This window comes from Thiomonas sp. FB-Cd, assembly GCF_000733775.1.
Taxonomy (GTDB): domain Bacteria; phylum Pseudomonadota; class Gammaproteobacteria; order Burkholderiales; family Burkholderiaceae_C; genus Thiomonas_A.
The window spans coordinates 926,574-944,894 of record NZ_JPOE01000005.1; the positions used below are offsets into that span (position 1 = coordinate 926,574).

At 63.2% G+C, this 18,321-nt stretch carries 16 protein-coding genes; 1 reads left to right on the forward strand and 15 read right to left on the reverse strand.

Translation table 11 applies throughout. The annotated features are described in order from the left end of the window. Positions 1 to 62 precede the first annotated feature (62 nt). The 11 genes from gabT to CD04_RS0118120 form a co-directional block, all read right to left on the reverse strand. Positions 63 to 1,346 (reverse strand): 4-aminobutyrate--2-oxoglutarate transaminase, encoded by a 1,284-nt coding sequence (gene gabT, locus CD04_RS0118070; RefSeq protein WP_031409323.1) that lies wholly within the window; start codon positions 1,344 to 1,346, stop codon positions 63 to 65. Positions 1,347 to 1,442: 96 nt separating this feature from the next. Further along, positions 1,443 to 2,957 carry an aldehyde dehydrogenase gene (locus CD04_RS0118075; RefSeq protein WP_031409326.1) on the reverse strand — a complete coding sequence of 505 codons (1,515 nt, stop codon included), beginning with the start codon at positions 2,955 to 2,957 and terminating at the stop codon, positions 1,443 to 1,445. 79 nt (positions 2,958 to 3,036) lie between these two features. Then, positions 3,037 to 3,408, reverse strand: a complete 372-nt coding sequence (locus tag CD04_RS0118080; protein ID WP_031409328.1) for a cupin domain-containing protein — start codon at positions 3,406 to 3,408, stop codon at positions 3,037 to 3,039. A gap of 65 nt (positions 3,409 to 3,473) precedes the next feature. Beyond that, a complete protein-coding gene (locus tag CD04_RS0118085) occupies positions 3,474 to 4,859 on the reverse strand; it encodes a DUF3138 family protein (protein WP_031409329.1) in 1,386 nt (461 codons plus the stop codon). A gap of 32 nt (positions 4,860 to 4,891) precedes the next feature. Continuing rightward, positions 4,892 to 5,776, reverse strand: coding sequence for an ABC transporter permease (locus tag CD04_RS0118090; protein ID WP_051849403.1), 885 nt, complete (start codon positions 5,774 to 5,776; stop codon positions 4,892 to 4,894). Beyond that, positions 5,773 to 6,699 (reverse strand): ABC transporter permease subunit, encoded by a 927-nt coding sequence (locus tag CD04_RS0118095; protein WP_031409334.1) that lies wholly within the window; start codon positions 6,697 to 6,699, stop codon positions 5,773 to 5,775. The genes CD04_RS0118090 and CD04_RS0118095 overlap by 4 nt, the downstream gene beginning before the upstream one ends. Positions 6,700 to 6,712: 13 nt before the next feature. Then, the gene (locus CD04_RS0118100) at positions 6,713 to 7,834 is read right to left on the reverse strand and encodes an ABC transporter ATP-binding protein (RefSeq protein ID WP_031409336.1); all 1,122 of its coding nucleotides are present in this window, start codon (positions 7,832 to 7,834) and stop codon (positions 6,713 to 6,715) included. Between the two features lie 67 nt (positions 7,835 to 7,901). Continuing rightward, positions 7,902 to 9,071, reverse strand: coding sequence for a polyamine ABC transporter substrate-binding protein (locus CD04_RS0118105; RefSeq protein WP_038168550.1), 1,170 nt, complete (start codon positions 9,069 to 9,071; stop codon positions 7,902 to 7,904). A gap of 128 nt (positions 9,072 to 9,199) precedes the next feature. After that, positions 9,200 to 10,600: an aspartate aminotransferase family protein gene (locus CD04_RS0118110; RefSeq protein WP_031409340.1), complete on the reverse strand. Its 1,401-nt coding sequence runs from the start codon at positions 10,598 to 10,600 to the stop codon at positions 9,200 to 9,202. Between the two features lie 109 nt (positions 10,601 to 10,709). Further along, the gene (locus tag CD04_RS0118115) at positions 10,710 to 12,083 is read right to left on the reverse strand and encodes a glutamine synthetase family protein (RefSeq protein WP_369792867.1); all 1,374 of its coding nucleotides are present in this window, start codon (positions 12,081 to 12,083) and stop codon (positions 10,710 to 10,712) included. 97 nt (positions 12,084 to 12,180) lie between these two features. After that, positions 12,181 to 12,972, reverse strand: coding sequence for a gamma-glutamyl-gamma-aminobutyrate hydrolase family protein (locus CD04_RS0118120; RefSeq protein ID WP_031409344.1), 792 nt, complete (start codon positions 12,970 to 12,972; stop codon positions 12,181 to 12,183). Between the two features lie 322 nt (positions 12,973 to 13,294). On the opposite strand from CD04_RS0118120, the gene CD04_RS0118125 reads away from it, so the two are divergent. After that, positions 13,295 to 14,803 (forward strand): PLP-dependent aminotransferase family protein, encoded by a 1,509-nt coding sequence (locus CD04_RS0118125; protein WP_031409346.1) that lies wholly within the window; start codon positions 13,295 to 13,297, stop codon positions 14,801 to 14,803. A 94-nt stretch (positions 14,804 to 14,897) separates the two neighbouring features. Here the strand turns inward: CD04_RS0118125 and CD04_RS0118130 are convergent, their stop codons facing one another. The 4 genes from CD04_RS0118130 to CD04_RS0118145 form a co-directional block, all read right to left on the reverse strand. Continuing rightward, on the reverse strand, positions 14,898 to 15,608 hold the full coding sequence (locus CD04_RS0118130) for an ABC transporter ATP-binding protein (RefSeq protein WP_031409348.1): 711 nt from the start codon (positions 15,606 to 15,608) through the stop codon (positions 14,898 to 14,900). Positions 15,609 to 15,684: 76 nt separating this feature from the next. Further along, positions 15,685 to 16,434, reverse strand: a complete 750-nt coding sequence (locus CD04_RS0118135; RefSeq protein ID WP_031409350.1) for an ABC transporter ATP-binding protein — start codon at positions 16,432 to 16,434, stop codon at positions 15,685 to 15,687. Then, positions 16,431 to 17,408: a branched-chain amino acid ABC transporter permease gene (locus CD04_RS0118140; RefSeq protein ID WP_051849518.1), complete on the reverse strand. Its 978-nt coding sequence runs from the start codon at positions 17,406 to 17,408 to the stop codon at positions 16,431 to 16,433. The genes CD04_RS0118135 and CD04_RS0118140 overlap by 4 nt, the downstream gene beginning before the upstream one ends. 20 nt (positions 17,409 to 17,428) lie before the next feature. After that, positions 17,429 to 18,298: a branched-chain amino acid ABC transporter permease gene (locus CD04_RS0118145; RefSeq protein ID WP_031409355.1), complete on the reverse strand. Its 870-nt coding sequence runs from the start codon at positions 18,296 to 18,298 to the stop codon at positions 17,429 to 17,431. Between the last annotated feature and the right edge of the window lie 23 nt (positions 18,299 to 18,321).

Consider the following 18,321-nt stretch of genomic DNA (forward strand, 5'->3'; position numbering starts at 1 on the left):
GTCACCGCTCCCGGCGCCGACGCCGGGCGGATCGGGCACGCCCAGCGGCCGGCATGGCGTTTTCAGGCCGCGCGCAGCGCCGCCTCCAGCAGATCCAGGCCCTCGGCGAACACGGCGTCGGGGATGGTCAGCGGAAACAAAAAACGCAGCACGTTCGCGTCCACCCCACAACTCAGCAAGATGAGTCCTCGCTCCAGTGCCAGTGCCTGCACCCGCTTGGTGAAATCGGCATCGGGCTCACCGGTGGCCGGGTCCCTGAACTCCGCGGCGACCATCGCGCCCAGGCCGCGCACATCGTCGATCTGGGGCACGACGCTGCGCAACGCCTGCAGCCGGCTCTTGAGCCTGTCGCCAAGCATCTGGCCGCGCTCGGGCAGCTTCTCTTCGCGCATCACGTCAATCACGGCGTGCGCGGCGGCTACCGCCAGCGGGTTGCCAGCATACGTGCCGCCCAGCCCGCCGGGCGCCGGCCCATCCATGATCTCCGCACGGCCTGTCACCGCTGACAACGGCATGCCCGAGGCCAGCGATTTGGCAATCGTCATCAGGTCCGGCAGCACCCCGGTCTGCTCATGGAAGTGCTCCATAGCGAACATCCGCCCGGTGCGCCCAAAGCCGCTTTGCACCTCGTCGGCGATCAGCACGATGCCGTGCTCGTCGCACAACGCGCGCAGCCACTTCAAGGCCTCGGGCTGGATCACGTTGAAACCGCCCTCGCCCTGAATGGGCTCGACGATGATGGCCGCCACCCGCGAGGGCTCAATGTCGGCCTTGAAAAGCTGCTGCATCGCCTTCCTGGTCTCGTCGAGCGCGGCGCCATGGCAAGGGAAGGGGACGTGGTAGATCTCGGGCGGAAAGGGGCCGAATCCCGCCTTGTACGGCTGCACCTTGCCTGTCAGCGACACGGCAAAGAGGCTGCGACCGTGAAAGCCGCCGCCAAACGCGATGACTCCCGCGCGCTTCGTGTAGGCGCGAGCGATCTTGATGGCATTTTCCACGGCTTCGGCGCCGGTGGAGAACAGGGCGGTCTTCTTCGGGAAGTCGCCTGGCGTGAGCGCGTTGAGCTTTTCCGCGAGACTGACATAGCTCTCATATGGCACGACTTGATAACAGGTGTGCGTGAAGTGCTCCAGCTGCTCCTCAAGGGCGGCGACGATCTTCGGATGCCGGTGACCGACGTTGAGGACAGCAATACCGCCTGCGAAATCAATGAAGCGGCGACCTTCGACGTCCCACAGTTCGGCGCCCTCGGCGTGATCGGCAAAAAAGCTCGCCATGACGCCCACGCCACGCGGTGTGGCCGCCGCCTTGCGGGCCATGAGTTGTTCGTTACGAGAATGGTTCATGTTGAAAAATCCGTGAGTCCGATGGTGGCATCCCCGGCTCTGACCCAGGGGTCGCGCCGGAGACTGGCCCATGCAAAGGTGCGCTCGATCGGCGCATCAGGCCGATTCGATACGCATCCAGGTGGTCTTGAGTTCGGTGTACTTGTCGAAGGCATGCAGCGACTTGTCGCGCCCGTTCCCGGACTGCTTCACGCCGCCGAAAGGCACGGTGATGTCATCTTCGTCGTACTGATTCACATGCACGGTGCCCACATGCAGCGCACGCGACACGCGCATGGCGCGATCGATATTGCGCGTCCACAGCCCGGCGTGCAGGCCGTAGCTGCTGTCGTTGGCCATCGCAATGGCGTCAGCTTCCGTCTTGAAGCGAATGACGGCAAGCACCGGCCCGAAGATCTCCTCGCGGGCGATTTTCATCGTGTTGCTCACGTGGTCGAACACCGTGGGCGCCACGAACTGACCGCCGGTTTCTTCAAGGGCGCGGCAACCCCCGGTGACGCACCGCGCGCCTTCGGCCAAGCCGCTCTGGATGTAGCCCATCACTGTCTGCGTCTGCCCCTCGTCCACCAGGGCGCCAAGCACCGTTCCCGGGTCGAGCGGGTCGGCTGGGGCGTACTGCGGGGTCAAGGCTCGGAGTTTTTCGACGAAGGCGTCGGCAATGTCCTCCTGCACGAGCAGGCGTGAGGGCGCGTTGCACGACTCGCCCTGGTTGTAGAACATGCTGCCTGCGGCGGTGGCTGCGGCGCGGTCCAGATCATCGAAGTCGGCGAATACGATATTCGCCGACTTACCGCCGAGCTCGTTGTAGATGCGCTTGAGATTGCTGCGGCTGGCGTAGTCCAGCATCTTGCGCCCCACGCGGGTGGAGCCGGTGAAGCCCACGGCATCCACACCCATGTGCAGCGCCAGCGCCTCGCCGGCCTCATGGCCGTAGCCCGGCACCACATTGAACACGCCTTCGGGCATCCCCGCTTCCAGCGCAAGCTCTGCCAGGCGCAGTGCCGTGAGCGGCGACTTTTCGCTCGGTTTGAGCACGACGCTGTTGCCCGCGGCAAGCGCTGGCCCGAGCTTCCAAGATGCCATCAGCATGGGGTAGTTCCAGGGCACGATGGCGCCCACCACCCCCACCGGCTCGCGCGTGATGAGTGCCAGGGCATCGCGCCCCGTCGGGGCAATCTCGTCATAGATCTTGTCCACGGCCTCGCCGTACCACTGGATACAGCGCGCTGCAGCGGGCACATCGGCGGAAAGGCTGTTGCGAATGGGCTTGCCCATGTCCAGCGTCTCCAGCAGGGCGAGTTCCTCGCGGGCAGCACGCATCTGTTCGGCGAAAGCCAGCATCACTTTCTTGCGTGCGGCAGGCGATTTTCCCGCCCAACGGCGGTCGTCGAACGCCGCGCGAGCGGCAGCCACGGCGCGGTCGACATCGGCGGCCTGGCCGCGCGCCACACGCGTGATGACCTTGCCGTCCAGCGGCGAGATGCAGTCGAACCACTGTCCATCGGTGGCGTTGTAGCGCTGGCCATTGATGAGCATGCGCCCGTCGATGCCTGCGGCGATGCGGTCGGCGGCACGGGCGTGCCAAAGGTCACGCGGGGATGGTGCGTTCATGCGAATCTCCAGAGGTTTATGGTGTGATGTGTTGATGGCCTGGCGGCATCCAGTCCTCGCCTGCGACTGCAGGATGACGTCAAGACGCTTCGGATTTCAGCGCCATGATGGCGTAATGCTTGCGCACCCGGGTCCGGTTTTCCCAGATGCCTTCAAAGCCGCCGGGCACGACAAAAGCGTCCCCGGCGCGAAAACTCTGCACCTGGCCGTCGGCTGCGGTGAGCGTCATCTCGCCTTCGAGGAGGACGCAGAATTCTTCTTCGTGCGGGTCATAGCGTACGCGCCACGCGCCGGGCTCACCTTGCCAGGTGCCGGCATTGAACTGAGCCGTGGGGTCAGCGTAGTGGTTCCACACCTGCTGGCGAGGGTCCCCGCGCAGCACGCGGTCCGCAGCGGGGATCAATGGCTCCTGCACCACGTGGCTGGAGCCGAATGCGACGATGGACTTCATGGAATAAGGATGTGAACAAGGCAGTGCCCCGGCGGCAGTGCTGAGAGCCGCCGGGGCACACCCGATCAGAAGCTCACCACCACCGAGGCCGCGAGCAGGTTGTTGTTATTGGTATAGCTGCCATCGGACACGTTGAGGAAGGTTGCCATGTTGGCGCGGTCGTAACGGTACTCGAGCTTGAGTGTCGTCGACTTCGAGTACAGGTAATTCGCCCCCAACGTCAGCGCGTAGCGGTTGGCGCCATCACAGTTTGTCGCCCCCGAATTGACGCACACGGGATCCGGCCCAAAACCGTTGAGCGAGTCCGTACCGTTGTAACCGCCGACCAGGCCACCGCCGTTCTTCGAGTCGTTCAGGTAGTCGGCGCGGACGTAGCCCAGCACACGCGGCGTGTAGTTGTAGGTGAGCATGCCGGACAGCCCCCACCATTGCGCATCACCCCCGTTGAATGCGGCACCAACCTGCTTGCCTGCCCCGAACTGGCCGTAATAGCCCCAGTTGCCCTTGTTCAGGTAGCCATCGGCCTCGAACATGGTCGTGCTTGACGTTCCGTTGGCCACACCGATGCCGGTCGAGCTCACATTGGGCGTCTTGCCGACCAGGGCCCAGAACCCGACCCCTGCGCTGTCGTAACCGGGAAGGCTGTAGTCGGCGCGGAAGATTGCAGCCGGCGCACGGCCCCCGGTGCCGTTGTTGTAGTAATAGCGCGGGGAGTTGACGTTGCCAACCAAGGCCTTCCATTCGAGATTGCCGTTGGTGACATCGACGCCGGCACCCGTGTATGCAAAGAGTTCGGTGAAGTCAAACAGAAGGTTGTGGGTGATCGACTTCGTCTGGTTGTCGAACACGTATTCATAACCTTCCCAATCCGGGATCTGACCTGCGATCAGGCGCGTATTCTGGTCGCCATTCAGGGGCATCGACACGGACGCCTCGTTGACAATGGAATTGCCATTCATGTTGGCGCCGGTGCCGCGGTCAGGCGCCAGGTTCAGGGTCCACTTGGTGCCACCTTCAGTGACCTTCTGGAACTGAATATAGGCTTGGCCGAAACTGGAGTTGTCGTAGTTGTAAATCGTGCTGCCGGCCGGGTCGCCATTCGAGCGATTCAGGAAGACGAATGAGCTGTTCTGTTGGTCCTTGTTGTACACATAGGCGGGCGCAATCATGCCGGTGATGCTCAAGCCCTTCAAGCCCGACGTCTCGGCCGCGCTTTTGACGCCGGTCACCTGCACGGCTGCGTGGTTGGCCACCTGAGAAGCCTCTTCGGTGGCTTTCTGGTTGTCCTGAATCTGCGCCTGCTGCGTTTTCACCTGGGCTTCGAGTTGCTGGACCTTGGCCTTCAAGGCCTCGAGCTCCTTAAGGATGTCGGCGTTCGTGTCAGCCATGGCGATGGCCGGCACGAGACCGAGGCTAAGCGTCAAAATCGACAACCTGAACTTCTTCTGCATGGTCTTCTCCCTGAGCGACGGTTATGAATGAACTACGACAATACGGTCCCGGTATCTCCCGCATGGATGCCGGGGTGGAACTCCATTTCCTGCCGATACGCGGCAGCGCTTTCCTTGGCCCGCTGCCGCTCGCGGCGCGCCATCAGCACGCTGCTGATGGCCACGGCAACGATGACCAGATAAACGGTGACGGCACCCACCACGTTGATCGTGGGATTCAGGCCGAGTCGGGCACGCGAGAAGATGACCACGGGCAGGGTGGTACTGCCTGGCCCCGAGAGGAACGCGGAAATGACCACCTCGTCGAGCGAGAGCGAGAATGCCAGCAACCAGGCTGACACGAGCGCCTGCGAGATCGAGGGCAGGGTCACCAGCATGAAGACCTGAAAGGGTCGCGCTCCGAGATCCATCGCCGCCTCTTCAATGGATTGGTCCATTTCCTTCAAGCGCGACTGCACCACCACGGTGGCGTAGGAAATCGCCATGACGGTGTGGCCAATGAAGATCGTGAAGAACCCCTTCTGGGGAAAGCCGATCGCCTTTTGCACCGTGACGAAGAACAGCAGCAGCGCCAGCGCAATCACCACCGTGGGCATGACCAAGGGTATGTTGATCATGAAATTGAGCAGGCTCTTGCCCCGAAAGCGCCGGTAGCGCGTCAGTGCAAAGGCTGCCAGCGTGCCGAGCACGACCGACGTGGTTGCGGTGGCCAGGGCAACCTTGAGCGAAAGCATGAGCCCACTGATGACCTCCTGATCGTGCACCACGGCGCCATACCACTTCAGGGTCCAGCCACCCCAGACGGTGACCATGCGCGAGTCGTTGAACGAATACACGACCAGCACGACGATGGGAAGGTAGAGAAACACGTAGACCAGAATCATCCAGGCCATGGGCAACGCGGCAGAACGCTTCATCGCGCGGCCTCCATGGTCTTGGTCTGGTATTTGTTGAAGATGGCGATTGGCACCAGGATGAGGAGGATCATCACGATGGCCACTGCCGAGGCGCGTTGCCAGTCAAGATTGGCGAAGAACTCGTTCCACATCACACGCCCGATGTTGAGCGTGGACGGGCCTGCCAGCAGCTCGGGAATGACGTACTCGCCCACGGCCGGAATGAAGACCAGCAAGGAGCCAGCGATGATCCCGGAGCGTGACAGCGGAATCGTCACCAGCCAGAAGGTCTTGAGCGGCGTGGATCCGAGGTCGGCTGCAGCCTCGATCAGCCGCGTGTCCATTTTGACGAGTGTGGCGTACAGGGGCAGGATCATGAACGGGATGTACCCATAGACCATCCCGATCATGAACGAGAACTCGGTGAACATCATGCGCAGCGGCGTGTGGATGATGCCTGCCCACATGAGAAACTGGTTGAACAGCCCGTTGACGTCGAGCAGGTTTTTCCAGGAATAGATGCGAATCAGGAAGGATGTCCAGAACGGCAGCATCACCAGCATGAGCAGCGCCGGGCGCAGCGAAGCATTGGCCCGCGCCATGAAATAGGAGAAGGGGTAGCCGATCACCAGGCAGAGAACCGTGGTGAGAAAGGCATACCAGAGCGACGACAGGTAGGTGAGGATGTACAGGTTGTCGCGCACCAGCGCCAGATAGGCACCGAATCGGATCTTGAACTGCAGGCTGTCGTTGACGAACGAAATGATGGGATCGAATCCGATGCCCAGGGCGTTGCTCTCGGACAGGCTGATCTTGAGCAGGATGAAAAACGGCGCCAGCAAGAATGCGATGAGCCAGAGCTGGGGGGATCCGATCACGGCCAGACGCCCCCAGTTCAGGGGCCTCTTGACGCGCTTGCCGTCGGACGGGCTGAGGTCGGCCATGGTCGGGCGCTCTTCAGTCGACAATGACCACGGGCGACGTCGCCGCCCAGCTCGCGGTGATCGGCACACCGACCTCGAATGGATCGGCATGGCGATCGGCGTTGGACACCGTCACGCGCATGCGGCGTTGCGTGGGCAACTGGATCTCATAGACCGTGTAGCTGCCCATGTAGGAGCGACCCGAGATCACCCCATGCATGGCGTTGTGCGCATGGGGTTGATGGCCTGCGTCCAGGGCGATCTTTTCCGGGCGCAACGCCACGTTCAGCTCCATGCCCAACGTGCCCACGATGCCGTGGCCGATGTGAAACAGGCCTTCATCGGTACGAATCTCGCAATGGTCGGGCTCGTCGGTAACCAGCCGGCCTTCGAACAGGTTGACATTGCCGATGAAGTCGGCGACGAAGCGCGTCTGGGGGTGCTCGTAAATCTCGCTGGGTGTACCCAGCTGCAGGAAGCGGCCTTCGCGCATCACCGCAATGCGGTCGGCCATGGTCATGGCCTCTTCCTGGTCGTGCGTGACCATCACGCAGGTGACACCGACCTTGCGCAGGATGCTCACGAGTTCAAGCTGCGTGCGCTCACGCAGTTTCTTGTCCAGCGCGGCCAGCGGCTCGTCGAGAAGCAGAAGTTTCGGCCGTTTGGCCAGGCTGCGTGCAAGGGCCACGCGCTGCTGCTGGCCGCCCGAGAGCTGGTGGGGCTTGCGCTTGGCGTAGGGTTTGAGCTGCACCAGCTCGAGCATCTGCTCCACGCGCTGGGTCACGGCGGCTTTGTCCATCTTGTCGCGACGCAGACCAAAGGCGATGTTGTCGAACACGGTGAGATGCGGAAAGAGCGCGTAGGACTGGAACATCATGTTGATGGGGCGCTCATAGGGCGGCAGATCCGTGATGTCCTCGCCCGCCAGAAAAACCCGCCCGCCGGTCGGTGTCTCAAAACCGGCCAGCATGCGCAGCAAGGTGGACTTTCCGCAGCCTGAGGATCCCAGCAAGGCAAAAATCTCACCTTGCTCAATATCGAGCTCGATGCTGTCGACCGCCACAACATCGCCAAAGCTCTTGGTCACTCCATTGATCTTCAGAAAGGCTCCTGCCGCAGTGGGAAGCGTTGGGGCCTTGATGCTCGTCTCCGCCATGTTGTCGTTCTCTTGGCTTGCGCTGTGAGGCGCCACCCGCGGATCTGCGCCGCGGGTGGCGTCGGGTTTACAGACCGGTCTTGAACTTCGTGTACAGCCGGGTGACCATGCGACGCTCGTCGCTGGAATAGACCTTCGGCGGAATGAGCTTGTTCATCATGGCCTGGTCCAGGAACACGTAGTCGTTGTCCTTCACGCGTGGCAGCACCAGCGGCAGCGACGCGGGAACCGGGTTGGCGTAGTACACCGTGTTGGTATCGGCCGCACAAACCTTGGGTTGCAGACGGTAGTTGATGAACTTGTAGGCGTTGTCAATGTGCTTGGCATCGGCCGGGATGGCCATGGTGTCGATGAAGATCACGGCCCCGTGCGTGGGGGCAAAGACCTTGATGTCCTGCCCGTTCTTGGCTTCCTGGGCGCGATGCGCGGCAATGCCCATGTCACCCGACCAGCCAAGCGCTGCGCAGATCGAGCCGCCGGCTAGGTCGTTGATGTACCCGGATGAGGAGAATTCGCTGACGTCGTTGCGAACCTTCTGCACCATCGCATAGGCCTTCTCGAAATCGGCCGGATTGCTCGTGTTTTGCGGGATGCCGAGATAGTTGAACGCGGCTTCCATGATGTCGCCGCCGGAATCCAGGAAGGAAACGCCGCAGGACTTCAGCTTGTTGGCATAGGTCGGGTTGAACAACAGGTCCCAGGGATTCGCCGGCATCGGCGTGTCACCCAGGGCCTTTTTCACTTTGCCCACGTTGATGCCCACCGTGGTGTAGCCCCACATCCAGGGAATCAGGTATTTGTTGCCCGGATCGACCTGGGCCAGAAGCTTCATCAACTCAGGATTGAGGTTCTTGTAATTCGGGATCTTGGCCTTGTCCAGGGGATGCAGCAGGCCGCCCTTGATGTCGATGGCCGCCCAGTTGGACGACGGCACGACGATGTCGTAGCCGGTGTCGCCCGCCACCATTTTCGCGAACAGCGTTTCATTCGAGTCGAACGTGTCGTAGCGCATCTTGATGCCCGACTCCTTCTCGAAACCAGGCACCGTGGTCGGGGCGATGTAGTCCGACCAGTTATACATGTTGAGCACGTTGTCGGCGGCCGACGCCGGCTGGGCTGTACCCAGGGTCAAGGCAGCGGCACCGATGGCAAAGGCCGAAAGCAGTTTGCCAGCGACGGACGATTTGGGCTTCGCCGTCTTCGAAAGCGGCGGCTGCGAGCAAGGTTTGGTATGCATCAAAACTCCCCTGAGAAGTAGTCAGACTGGTAGAAATGAACCCTTGAAACTATGCAATATTGATGCCAATGTCCGCCATTTTGGAAATGCCCGCAAGGGCCGTAGCAGCGCACTGTCACAGCACGCGTTTATAGCAGCCCGTCCTCGCGCAAACTAGCCAGTGTGTCATCCAGGCTACGACGGATGCGCGCGATCATGAGATCGATCTCCGCATGGGTGATCACCAGTGGTGGCGCGATGATCATCCGCTCTTCCACGGCACGCATGACTACACCGTTTTTGAAGCAGTGGTCACGGCAGCGATACCCCACACCAAGCTCGGCGTCGAAAAGGGTGCGTGTCGTCTTGTCCTTGTAGAGCACCAGGCCTGCGACCATGCCCAATGATTGGGCGTCGCCGACGAGCGGATGGTCGGCAAGCGTGGCGAACTGCTGCTCCAGATACGGCGCCGTATCCGTGGCGACGCGCTCGATCACGCCCTCGCCGCGCAGGGCCTGCACGTTGGCAATGGCGACTGCGCAGCAGGTGGGATGGCCCGAATAGGTGAATCCGTGCGTGAACTCACCGCCCTGCTCGATGAGAACCTTGGCGATACGCTCGCCCACGAGCACGCCGCCAAGCGGAAGGTAGCCCGATGTCACGCCCTTGGCGAAGGTGATCAGGTCAGGCCGCGTGTTGATGTGCGGGTGTTGGCACCCGAACCATTGACCAAGCCGGCCAAAGCCGCAGATGACCTCGTCGGACACCAGCAGGATGCCGTATTGATCACAGATGCGCTGAATTTCGGGCCAGTAACTGGCCGGCGGGATGATCACGCCACCGGCGCCCTGCACGGGCTCGCCGATGAAGGCCGCCACGTTTTCGGGACCCAGTTCGAGGATCTTGGTTTCGAGCCAGCTTGCTGCGCGCACGCCGAAATGCCGTTCGCTCTCGCCCGCATGCCCGTGCTGAAGCTGATAGGGTTGATCGATGTGCGTGATGCCGGGAATGGGCAAGTCGCCTTGCTCGTGCATGCCGCTCATGCCCCCAAGCGAGGCGCCGCCCAGCGTGCTGCCGTGGTAGGCGTTGTGGCGGCTGATGATCGTCTTGCGCTGGGGCTGCCCCATCACATCCCAGTAGCGGCGCACCAGGCGAATGACGGTGTCATTGCCCTCGGAGCCGGAATTGGTGAAAAACACGTGCTCGAACCCCGGGGGCGCCACCTCAGCCAGAAGTGTGGCCAGTTCGGCGGCTGGCGCCGTGGTTGTTTTGAAGAACGCGTTGTAGAACGGCAGCAGCTGCATCTGGTGCGTGGCCGCGTCGACCAAATCCTGCCGACCATACCCGAGGTTGACGCACCAGAGCCCGGACATGCCGTCGATGATCTCGTGGCCCTCGGAGTCCCAGATGCGCACTCCGTCGCCGCGCACGATGACGCGGGCGCCGGCGGCATTGAGGCCCTTGGTGTCCGTAAAGGGGTGCAGATGATGCGCCGCATCTTTTGCGCGCAGCGCGGCCGTGTCAAACGTGGGGATGTCGTTGAGCTTCATGCAAGTCTCCGTGCGGAGGTCTGTCTCGATGTTTTGGTGGTGACGATGGGAACGGGCTTGGACGCGCGCATGCTTGGACGATGCCGACGTCCGCGCGGGGGTTCGCCCCTCACACGTGCAGCAGCAGGTGCTCACGCTCCCAGGGGCTGATGACCTTCATGAACTCGGCGTACTCGCTCATCTTCACGGCCTTGTAGATGCCGCAAAAGCGCTTGCCCAGCACCTGTTCGATTTCCGGCACTTCGTCGAGCATGCGCACCGACTCGGACAGGCTCTGCGGCAGCGGAATGGCATTGGGGCGGTTGTAGGCGTTGCCCTTCATCTCGGCCAGCGGCTCGATCTTGTTGACCAGTCCCAGGTAGCCGCAGGCCAGGCTCGCCGCCAGGGCCACATAAGGGTTGGCATCAGCGCCAATGACGCGGTTTTCCATGCGCCGGTTTTCGGGGTTGGAATTGGGCACGCGAATCCCCACGGTGCGGTTGTCACCACCCCATTCCACGTTGGTCGGCGCGGCCGTATTGGCCACCAGCCGCCGGTACGAGTTGACATAGGGGGCAAAGAGCGCCATCACATGGGGAATGTATTTCTGCAGCCCGCCGATGTAGTGCATGAACGCCTGGGACTCGGTCCCGTCGGGGCTGCTGAAAATGTTCTGGCCTGTCTTGCGGTCCACGATGCTCTGGTGCACATGCATGGCGCTGCCGGGCTCTCCCGCCATCGGCTTGGCCATGAAGGTGGCGAACATGTTGTGGCGCAGCGCGGCCTCGCGCAGGGTGCGCTTGAAGAAGAACACCTTGTCGGCCAAGTCCAGCGGGTTGCCGTGCAGAAAATTGATTTCCATCTGTCCGGCACCGACCTCGTGGATCAGCGTGTCCACGTCGAGGTCCATCGCGTCGCAGTAGTCGTAGATGTCTTCGAACAGCGGATCGAACTCGTTGACCGCGTCGATGCTGTAATGCTGGCGCGACGTTTCAGCCCGTCCCGATCGGCCGATCGGCGGGCGCAAAGGCTGGTCGGGATCCGTATTCTTGTCGACCAGGTAAAACTCCAGCTCAGGCGCCACCACAGGCTCCCAGCCTTTGTCCGTGTACAGCTTGATGACGTTCTTCAGCACCGTGCGCGGCGCGTAATCGACGGGCTCACCGTCCTTGAAATAGCAGTCGTGAATGACCTGCGCGGTGGGGTCGGTCGCCCAGGGCACGAGCCGCACGGTGCTGGGGTCCGGCACCAGATTCATGTCGCGGTCGGTGTCCGCGATCAGCGTGTCGAGCTTCTCGTCCTCCGGCCAGTTGCCGGTCACCGTCAGCCCGATGATGCTTTCGGGAAGACGCATGCCGCGGTCTTCGGTGAACTTGCTCCGCGGCAGGATCTTGCCTCGGGCCACACCGGTGAGGTCGGGCACCAGGCATTCGATCTCGGTGATGCGGCGTTCGTTCAGCCATCGCTCGAGGTCATTGAAGGTCCACTGTTTTCGATTTTCGATATTCATGTTTTGGGGGTCCAGATCGCGTTTCATGGCTGCACCTTGAAGTCTTGGGGCGCACAGTCCGCAGCCGGCGCCTTGGGCTGGCTGCGGGCCTTCAGGCGGCTTTCGGTGCAGGCCCGCGCAAACGCTCCCGGTTTCGGTTGGCATGTTCGCGGCATGCATCGCCAAAGGCGGCGAACAAGGCGCGCGAGACGGGATTGGTGGCAGCCTGCCATTCCGGATGCCACTGCACTCCAAGCAGGAATCCCGGTGCGCTGCGGTGCGTGTAGGCCTCGATCAGTCCGTCGGGCGCATGCGCCTGAGCCAGCAGATCGGGCGCCAGGGTCTTGATCCCCTGGCCGTGCAGGCTGTTGACCTGCCAGGTTGGCGCGCCCACCACGCCTTCGAGCCATCCGCCAGGCACGGCCGCAAGTGCGTGGGCCGGACCATACTGGCCCTCGACCGACAGGGCTTGATCCTCGCGATGATCGGCAAACCCTTGCGTGTGATGCACCTCCTGCAACAAGCTGCCACCGAGGGCCACGTTGATTTCCTGGAAGCCCCGGCAGATGCCGAACACCGGCACGCCGCGCGCGATGGCGGCGCGAATCAGCGGCAGCGTGGTGGCATCGCGCGCCGGATCGGCAGGCGACTGCGGGTTGGCGAGCGCCTCGCCATAGTGGCGCGGCTCCACATTGGACGGCGAACCCGTGAACACCAGGCCATGCACCGTGTCGAGCAACGCGTCGATCGGCAGCTTGTCACCCAGGGCCGGCAGCAGAAGGGGCAGGCAGCCGGACAGGTCGAACACGGGGTCGACGTACTTCTGCGCCACCGCGTAGGTGGCGTGACCGGAGAGGGTTTTCAGATCGGTGGACACAGCCACCACAGGGAGAAGGGCGTTCATGGCGAAGAGTGATCAAAGCGGGATACGGGAACCCATCAGCAGTTGCGCAAAACGGTACCCACCAAGGAAACCGCCACGATGCTTGCCGCAGCCTCAGGGCCGGACGACGAAGCTGGACGCGATGGCGGCAAAACCCTGACGATGCCTAAAAACCTAGGGTTTTCCATGAGTTACAACATATCCACGAGCTAAAGATACGTCATCAATGGTACCTTCGATAGTGCCACTCTAGGCTTTTCTTACAGGGCCAATTAAGCTTGGCTCCCGTTGCACTCCGAAAGGGTTCCCGGCACGACCGCCGTCTCCACCCGACCCATCCATCATGCGCTCCTACGATCTCGCCGAACTGCTGCTGACTGAACTGCACCGCGTGGATAGCCCCCATGCCAATGCGCCGCTCAACCGCCGCCTCTATCACACCATGCGCAGCACCATTTTGGCGGGACATCTCACCGCTGGCGCGCAACTGCCGTCAACCCGCGATCTGGCCCGCGACCTCGACCTGTCGCGCAACACGGTCATGTCAGCCGTGGGGCAACTCGCTGCCGAGGGCTATCTCACGGCCCAGCAGGGCAGCGGCACCTATGTTTCCGACACGCTCCCTGACCAGCGCCCGCTGACGCCAGCGAGCCATGCGCGCAGCCGGCAGGCGGGGGCCGAGAGCACCAACTCACGCGACCTGTCACAACGCGGCAGTCTGCTCACGCAGAGCTCGGGCTCGCAGCAGTTCGAGGTCCAGCCTTTTGCACCCGGCGCCATTGAGTTCACCGATTTTCCGATCCAGCTCTGGCAGAAGCTGCAGGCCAAATACTGGCGAAGCCTCGACCGCGATCTGCTCGACTATGGCCAGGAGGGCGGCTACATGCCGTTGCGCGAGGCCATTGCCCAATACCTCACGCTGTCACGCTCGGTGCGCGTGAAGCCCGAGCAGGTGCTCATCACCTCAGGCACGCAGCAGGCGATCGACCTCACCGCGCGGTTGCTCACCGACCACGGCGACGAGGCGTGGGTGGAAAACCCCTGCTACTGGGGCGCCCGGCGCGCGCTGCAGTCGGCCGGGCTGACGCTGCGCCCGGTGGACGTGGACGCCGAGGGCATTGCACCATCGGCCGCAGACTGGCAACGCAACCCTCGCCTGATCTACGTCACGCCCTCACACCAATATCCGCTGGGCCACGTCATGAGCCTGCAGCGCCGCCGCGCCCTGCTCACGTTTGCCGCCAGCCGCCGCTGCTGGATCTTCGAAGATGATTACGACAGCGAATTCCGTTATACCGGTCGACCGTTCGCCAGCTTGCAGGGGCTGGACGAGCATGCGCAGGTGCTGTACTCCGGCACCTTCTCCAAGATCATGTATCCCGGCATTCGCCTGGGCTATCTGGTGGTCCCGCCTGACCTGCTGGAGGCCTTCAATACCGGCCTGTACGACCTGTACCGGCCGGGGCAACTCATGCTTCAGGCCGCGCTCACCGACTTCATCACCGAGGGACACCTCAACACACTGATCCGCCGCCTGCGCGTGGCCTACCAGGCGCGGCGCGATGAGCTGGCACGCCGCATCCAGCAGTGCCTTGGCGAGCGCGTGAGCATCTCGGGCCAGGATTCCGGACTGCACCTGTGCCTGGTCTTTGACCCTGCGCAACATGTCGACGACGAGGCCATCGCCGAAGCCGCGCAGCAACAGGGCATGACCGTGCGCCCGCTCTCACGCTACTACATCGGCGAGCCGCAGCAGCGCGGGCTCATCATCGGCTACGCCTACGTGCCCACGGAGCGCGTCGTGCCCTGGGCGCGCAAGCTGTGTGAACTGATCCGACAGCGACTGGCCTAAAGCGCTGCGCGCTTCAGGCCCAGAGCGTGCCCGGAGGCGCGCGCCGGCCTGGCGAACCAGGTCTCGCGCAACCGCCCCCCGGCCGGCACAGGCCTCAAGCCGCGTGCGCGACGCCGGCAAGCTGCTCCATGCGCTCCGTGTCCGCGCTGAGCTCGGCTGCCGATCCGTCGTAGACGATCTCCCCCTCGCCCAGGACGTAGGCGCGATCCGCAAGTTGCAGTGCGAGAAAGGCGTTTTGCTCCACAAGCAGGACCGAGATGCCCTCATCCTTCATCCGGCCCACCGTGCGCATGACCTCCTGCACGATGATGGGCGCCAGCCCCTGAGAGGGCTCATCGAGGATCAGCAGCTTGGGGTTGAGCAGCAGGGCGCGCGCAATGGCAAGCATTTCCTGCTCCCCGCCCGACAACCGCCCGCCCTTGCTGGTGCGGCGCTCGTGCAGGCGCGGGAACAGCTTGTACACGGCGTCGATCGTCCAGGGCCCCTTGGTCTCGCGCGCCACGAGCAAATTCTCGTGCACGCTGAGGTGCCCGAAGATCTTGCGCCCTTCGGGCACGTAACCCACGCCCATGCTGGCAACGCGGTAGGGCGATGCGCCCGTCATGTCCTGGCCGAACAGCCGGATACGGCCCTGGCGTGGCGGAGTCAGGCCCATGATCGAGCGCATGGTGGTGGTCTTGCCCGCGCCGTTGCGCCCGAGCAGCGCAACGAGCTCGCCCTCGCCCACCTTGAGTGAAACGCCGTCGAGGATGTGACTCTTGCCGTAATACGTGTGGATCGCGTCCACTTCGAGAACCATGTTCATGGGGAGACCCTTGTGCGGGGCGCAGCACGCCTGTGCGGCGTGGCGCCTTGTTCAGGAGCGGACATGCAGCGTACCCTCACGCCGCCTGTCCCAGATAAGCGGCCTGCACGGCCGCATTGTTGGCGATCTCGTGGGCGTTGCCCTCGGCCAACATGGTGCCGTTGTCCAGCACGGTGATGCGGTCGGCAATGCCGAAGACAATCTCCATGTCGTGTTCGACGAACAGGGTCGTGATCCCCTGCTCCTTGTTCAGGCGCCGGATCAATGCCGTCATGTTCTGAGTCTCCTCGTCGCCCATGCCCGCGGTCGGCTCGTCGAGCAGCAGCAGCTTGGGCTTGCGCGACAGGGCGATGCCCACCTCAACGACGCGCTGATCCCCGTGCGAGAGTTCGCCCGCGATGCGATCGGCCTTGGCTGCGATGCCCACGACCTGCATGAGCTCCTGCACACGCTCGTCGATTCGGGCGCGCAAGGCACGCGACATCCACGGCCGGCTGCTCACGCCCATCGCCACTTCGGCGGCGATGCGCAGGTTTTCGTAAACCGACAGCGACAGGAAGATCTCCGTGATCTGGAACGTGCGGATGATGCCCTGCTGGACCAGCGCGGAGGGGCTGACCCGCATGATGGGCTCGCCATCGAACAGGATGTCGCCACTGCTGGGCGGGAAAAAGCCGCTGATCAGGTTGAACAGCGTCGTCTTGCCGGCGCCGTTGGGACCGATCACCGCGCGCAACTCGCCCGGGGCGACCGTCAGCGAGATATCACTGAGTGCCTGCAGCGCCCCGAAGCGCCGGGAAACCGATTGAAGTTGAAGCAGGCTCATTGTTTGCCCTTGCGTTGCAGAAAACCCATGATGCCGAGCGGGAAGAACAGCACCGACAGGATGAAGATCAACCCGATCACCGACATCCAGTTGTCGGTCACGGTGCTGGCATAGTCACGCACGAGGACGAAGATCGCAGCGCCAACAAAGGGCCCCCAGAAGTTGCGCATGCCGCCGAGCACGGCAATGACCACCAGATCCCCCGAGAGCGTGTAGTTGAGGCTATTGGGGGAGGTGAAGTTGTCGAGAAGCGCATTGAGGCCACCCGCGAGCGCCACGATGAAGCCCGAGATCGCGAAGGACACGGCCGCGTAGCGCTGCACCCGCACGCCCAGGAAGGTCAGCCTTTTCTGGTTCTCCCGAATGGCGACGAACGTATGGCCGATGGGCGAATTCAGCACCATCCACAACACGGCCGCACCCAGACCGAAGCACAGCAGCACCAGGTAGTACAGGCCCAGGGACCCCAGCGTCCAGCTCACGCCGGGCAGAACGGAAATCGCATGGCGCGAGAAGCCCGTCAGCCCGTCGTAACCGCCAGTGACCGCCTGCCAGCGAATGGCCACGAAGTAGAACAACTGACCGATGGCGATCGTGATCATCGCGAAATAGATGCCCCTGCGTCGAACCGCGATCGGCGCCAGCACCGTGGCCACCACCCCGCCAAGCAGCGTGCCGCAAAGCAGCGCCAGCGGCACGCTGTGCGTGGCGTACTTGAGCATCAGCCCGACGCCGTACGACCCCAGCCCGAAATAGGCCGCATGGCCGAAGGACAGACCTCCGGTGAAACCAAGCAGCAGGTTCAGGCCCATGGCCGCCAGCGCATAGATGAGAACGCGCGACGCGATATCGTTGTACCCGCCCACGTAGGGCAGCCACGCCGGGGCGCTCAGCAAAAGCACGGCGAGCACCACGGTGCCCAGGCGGGATTTGCCCCATCCGCCCGCCGAGACGACCGGCACGGCCGGCGGCATCGTTGAAACCATTTCATCCTTCATTCGAGCAAGCCCTCCTGGCCCATCAGGCCGCGCGGTCGCACGACCAGCATCACGCCCATGATCAGATAAATCACCGCCTCGCTGGCGGCGGGGAAATACGCCGTGGTCACGCCCGACGCCACGCCGATCAGAAGACCGCCGAGCAGGGACCCAAGCAACGAGCCGACCCCACCGACCACGATGGCCACGAATGCGGGCATCAGCAGCCCGTCACCCATGGTCGGGTCCAGCCCGAGCTGCCCGGCCGCCAGGATGCCCGCCACGCCCGCGAACACGATGCCGATCACGAAATTGGCCGTGCGCAGCAGGTAGATGTTCACGCCGAGGGCCGACACCGTCTCCAGATCGGCATTGCCGGCGCGGATGCGGATGCCCAGGCGCGTGAAGCGCAGCACGCCGAACAGCACCGCCGTGCCAACCAGCGCCACGGCCACGACAAACAGGCGGTAACCGGTGAGGAAGAAGTAGGTCTGGCTCAGCGGGTGTCCGAGTGCCGAGGGAATGGCCAGCGGCACCCCCGTGGCACCCCAGATGGTGCGAATCGCGTCCTGCATGATCATGGCCAGGCCGAAGGTCAGCAGCAGGGAATACAGCGGATCGCGCTTGTACAGGCGGCGGATCAGCACCATTTCCACGGCCAGCCCGAGCACCCCCGCAAGCACGGGTGCCACGAACAGCGCACCCCAGAATCCCAGGTAGGGCGCCAGCGTATAGGCGAAATATGCAGCAAGAGCCATGAAGGCTCCCTGCGCGAAGTTGATCGTATTGTTCAGGCCCAGGATGAGGGCCAGGCCGAGCGCCAGGAGTGCGTAGAACGCACCCGTGATGAGCCCGTTGAACAGGTTGAAAACGAGGACGAGATTCAAGGCCGAGCCTCCGGTCCGTCAAA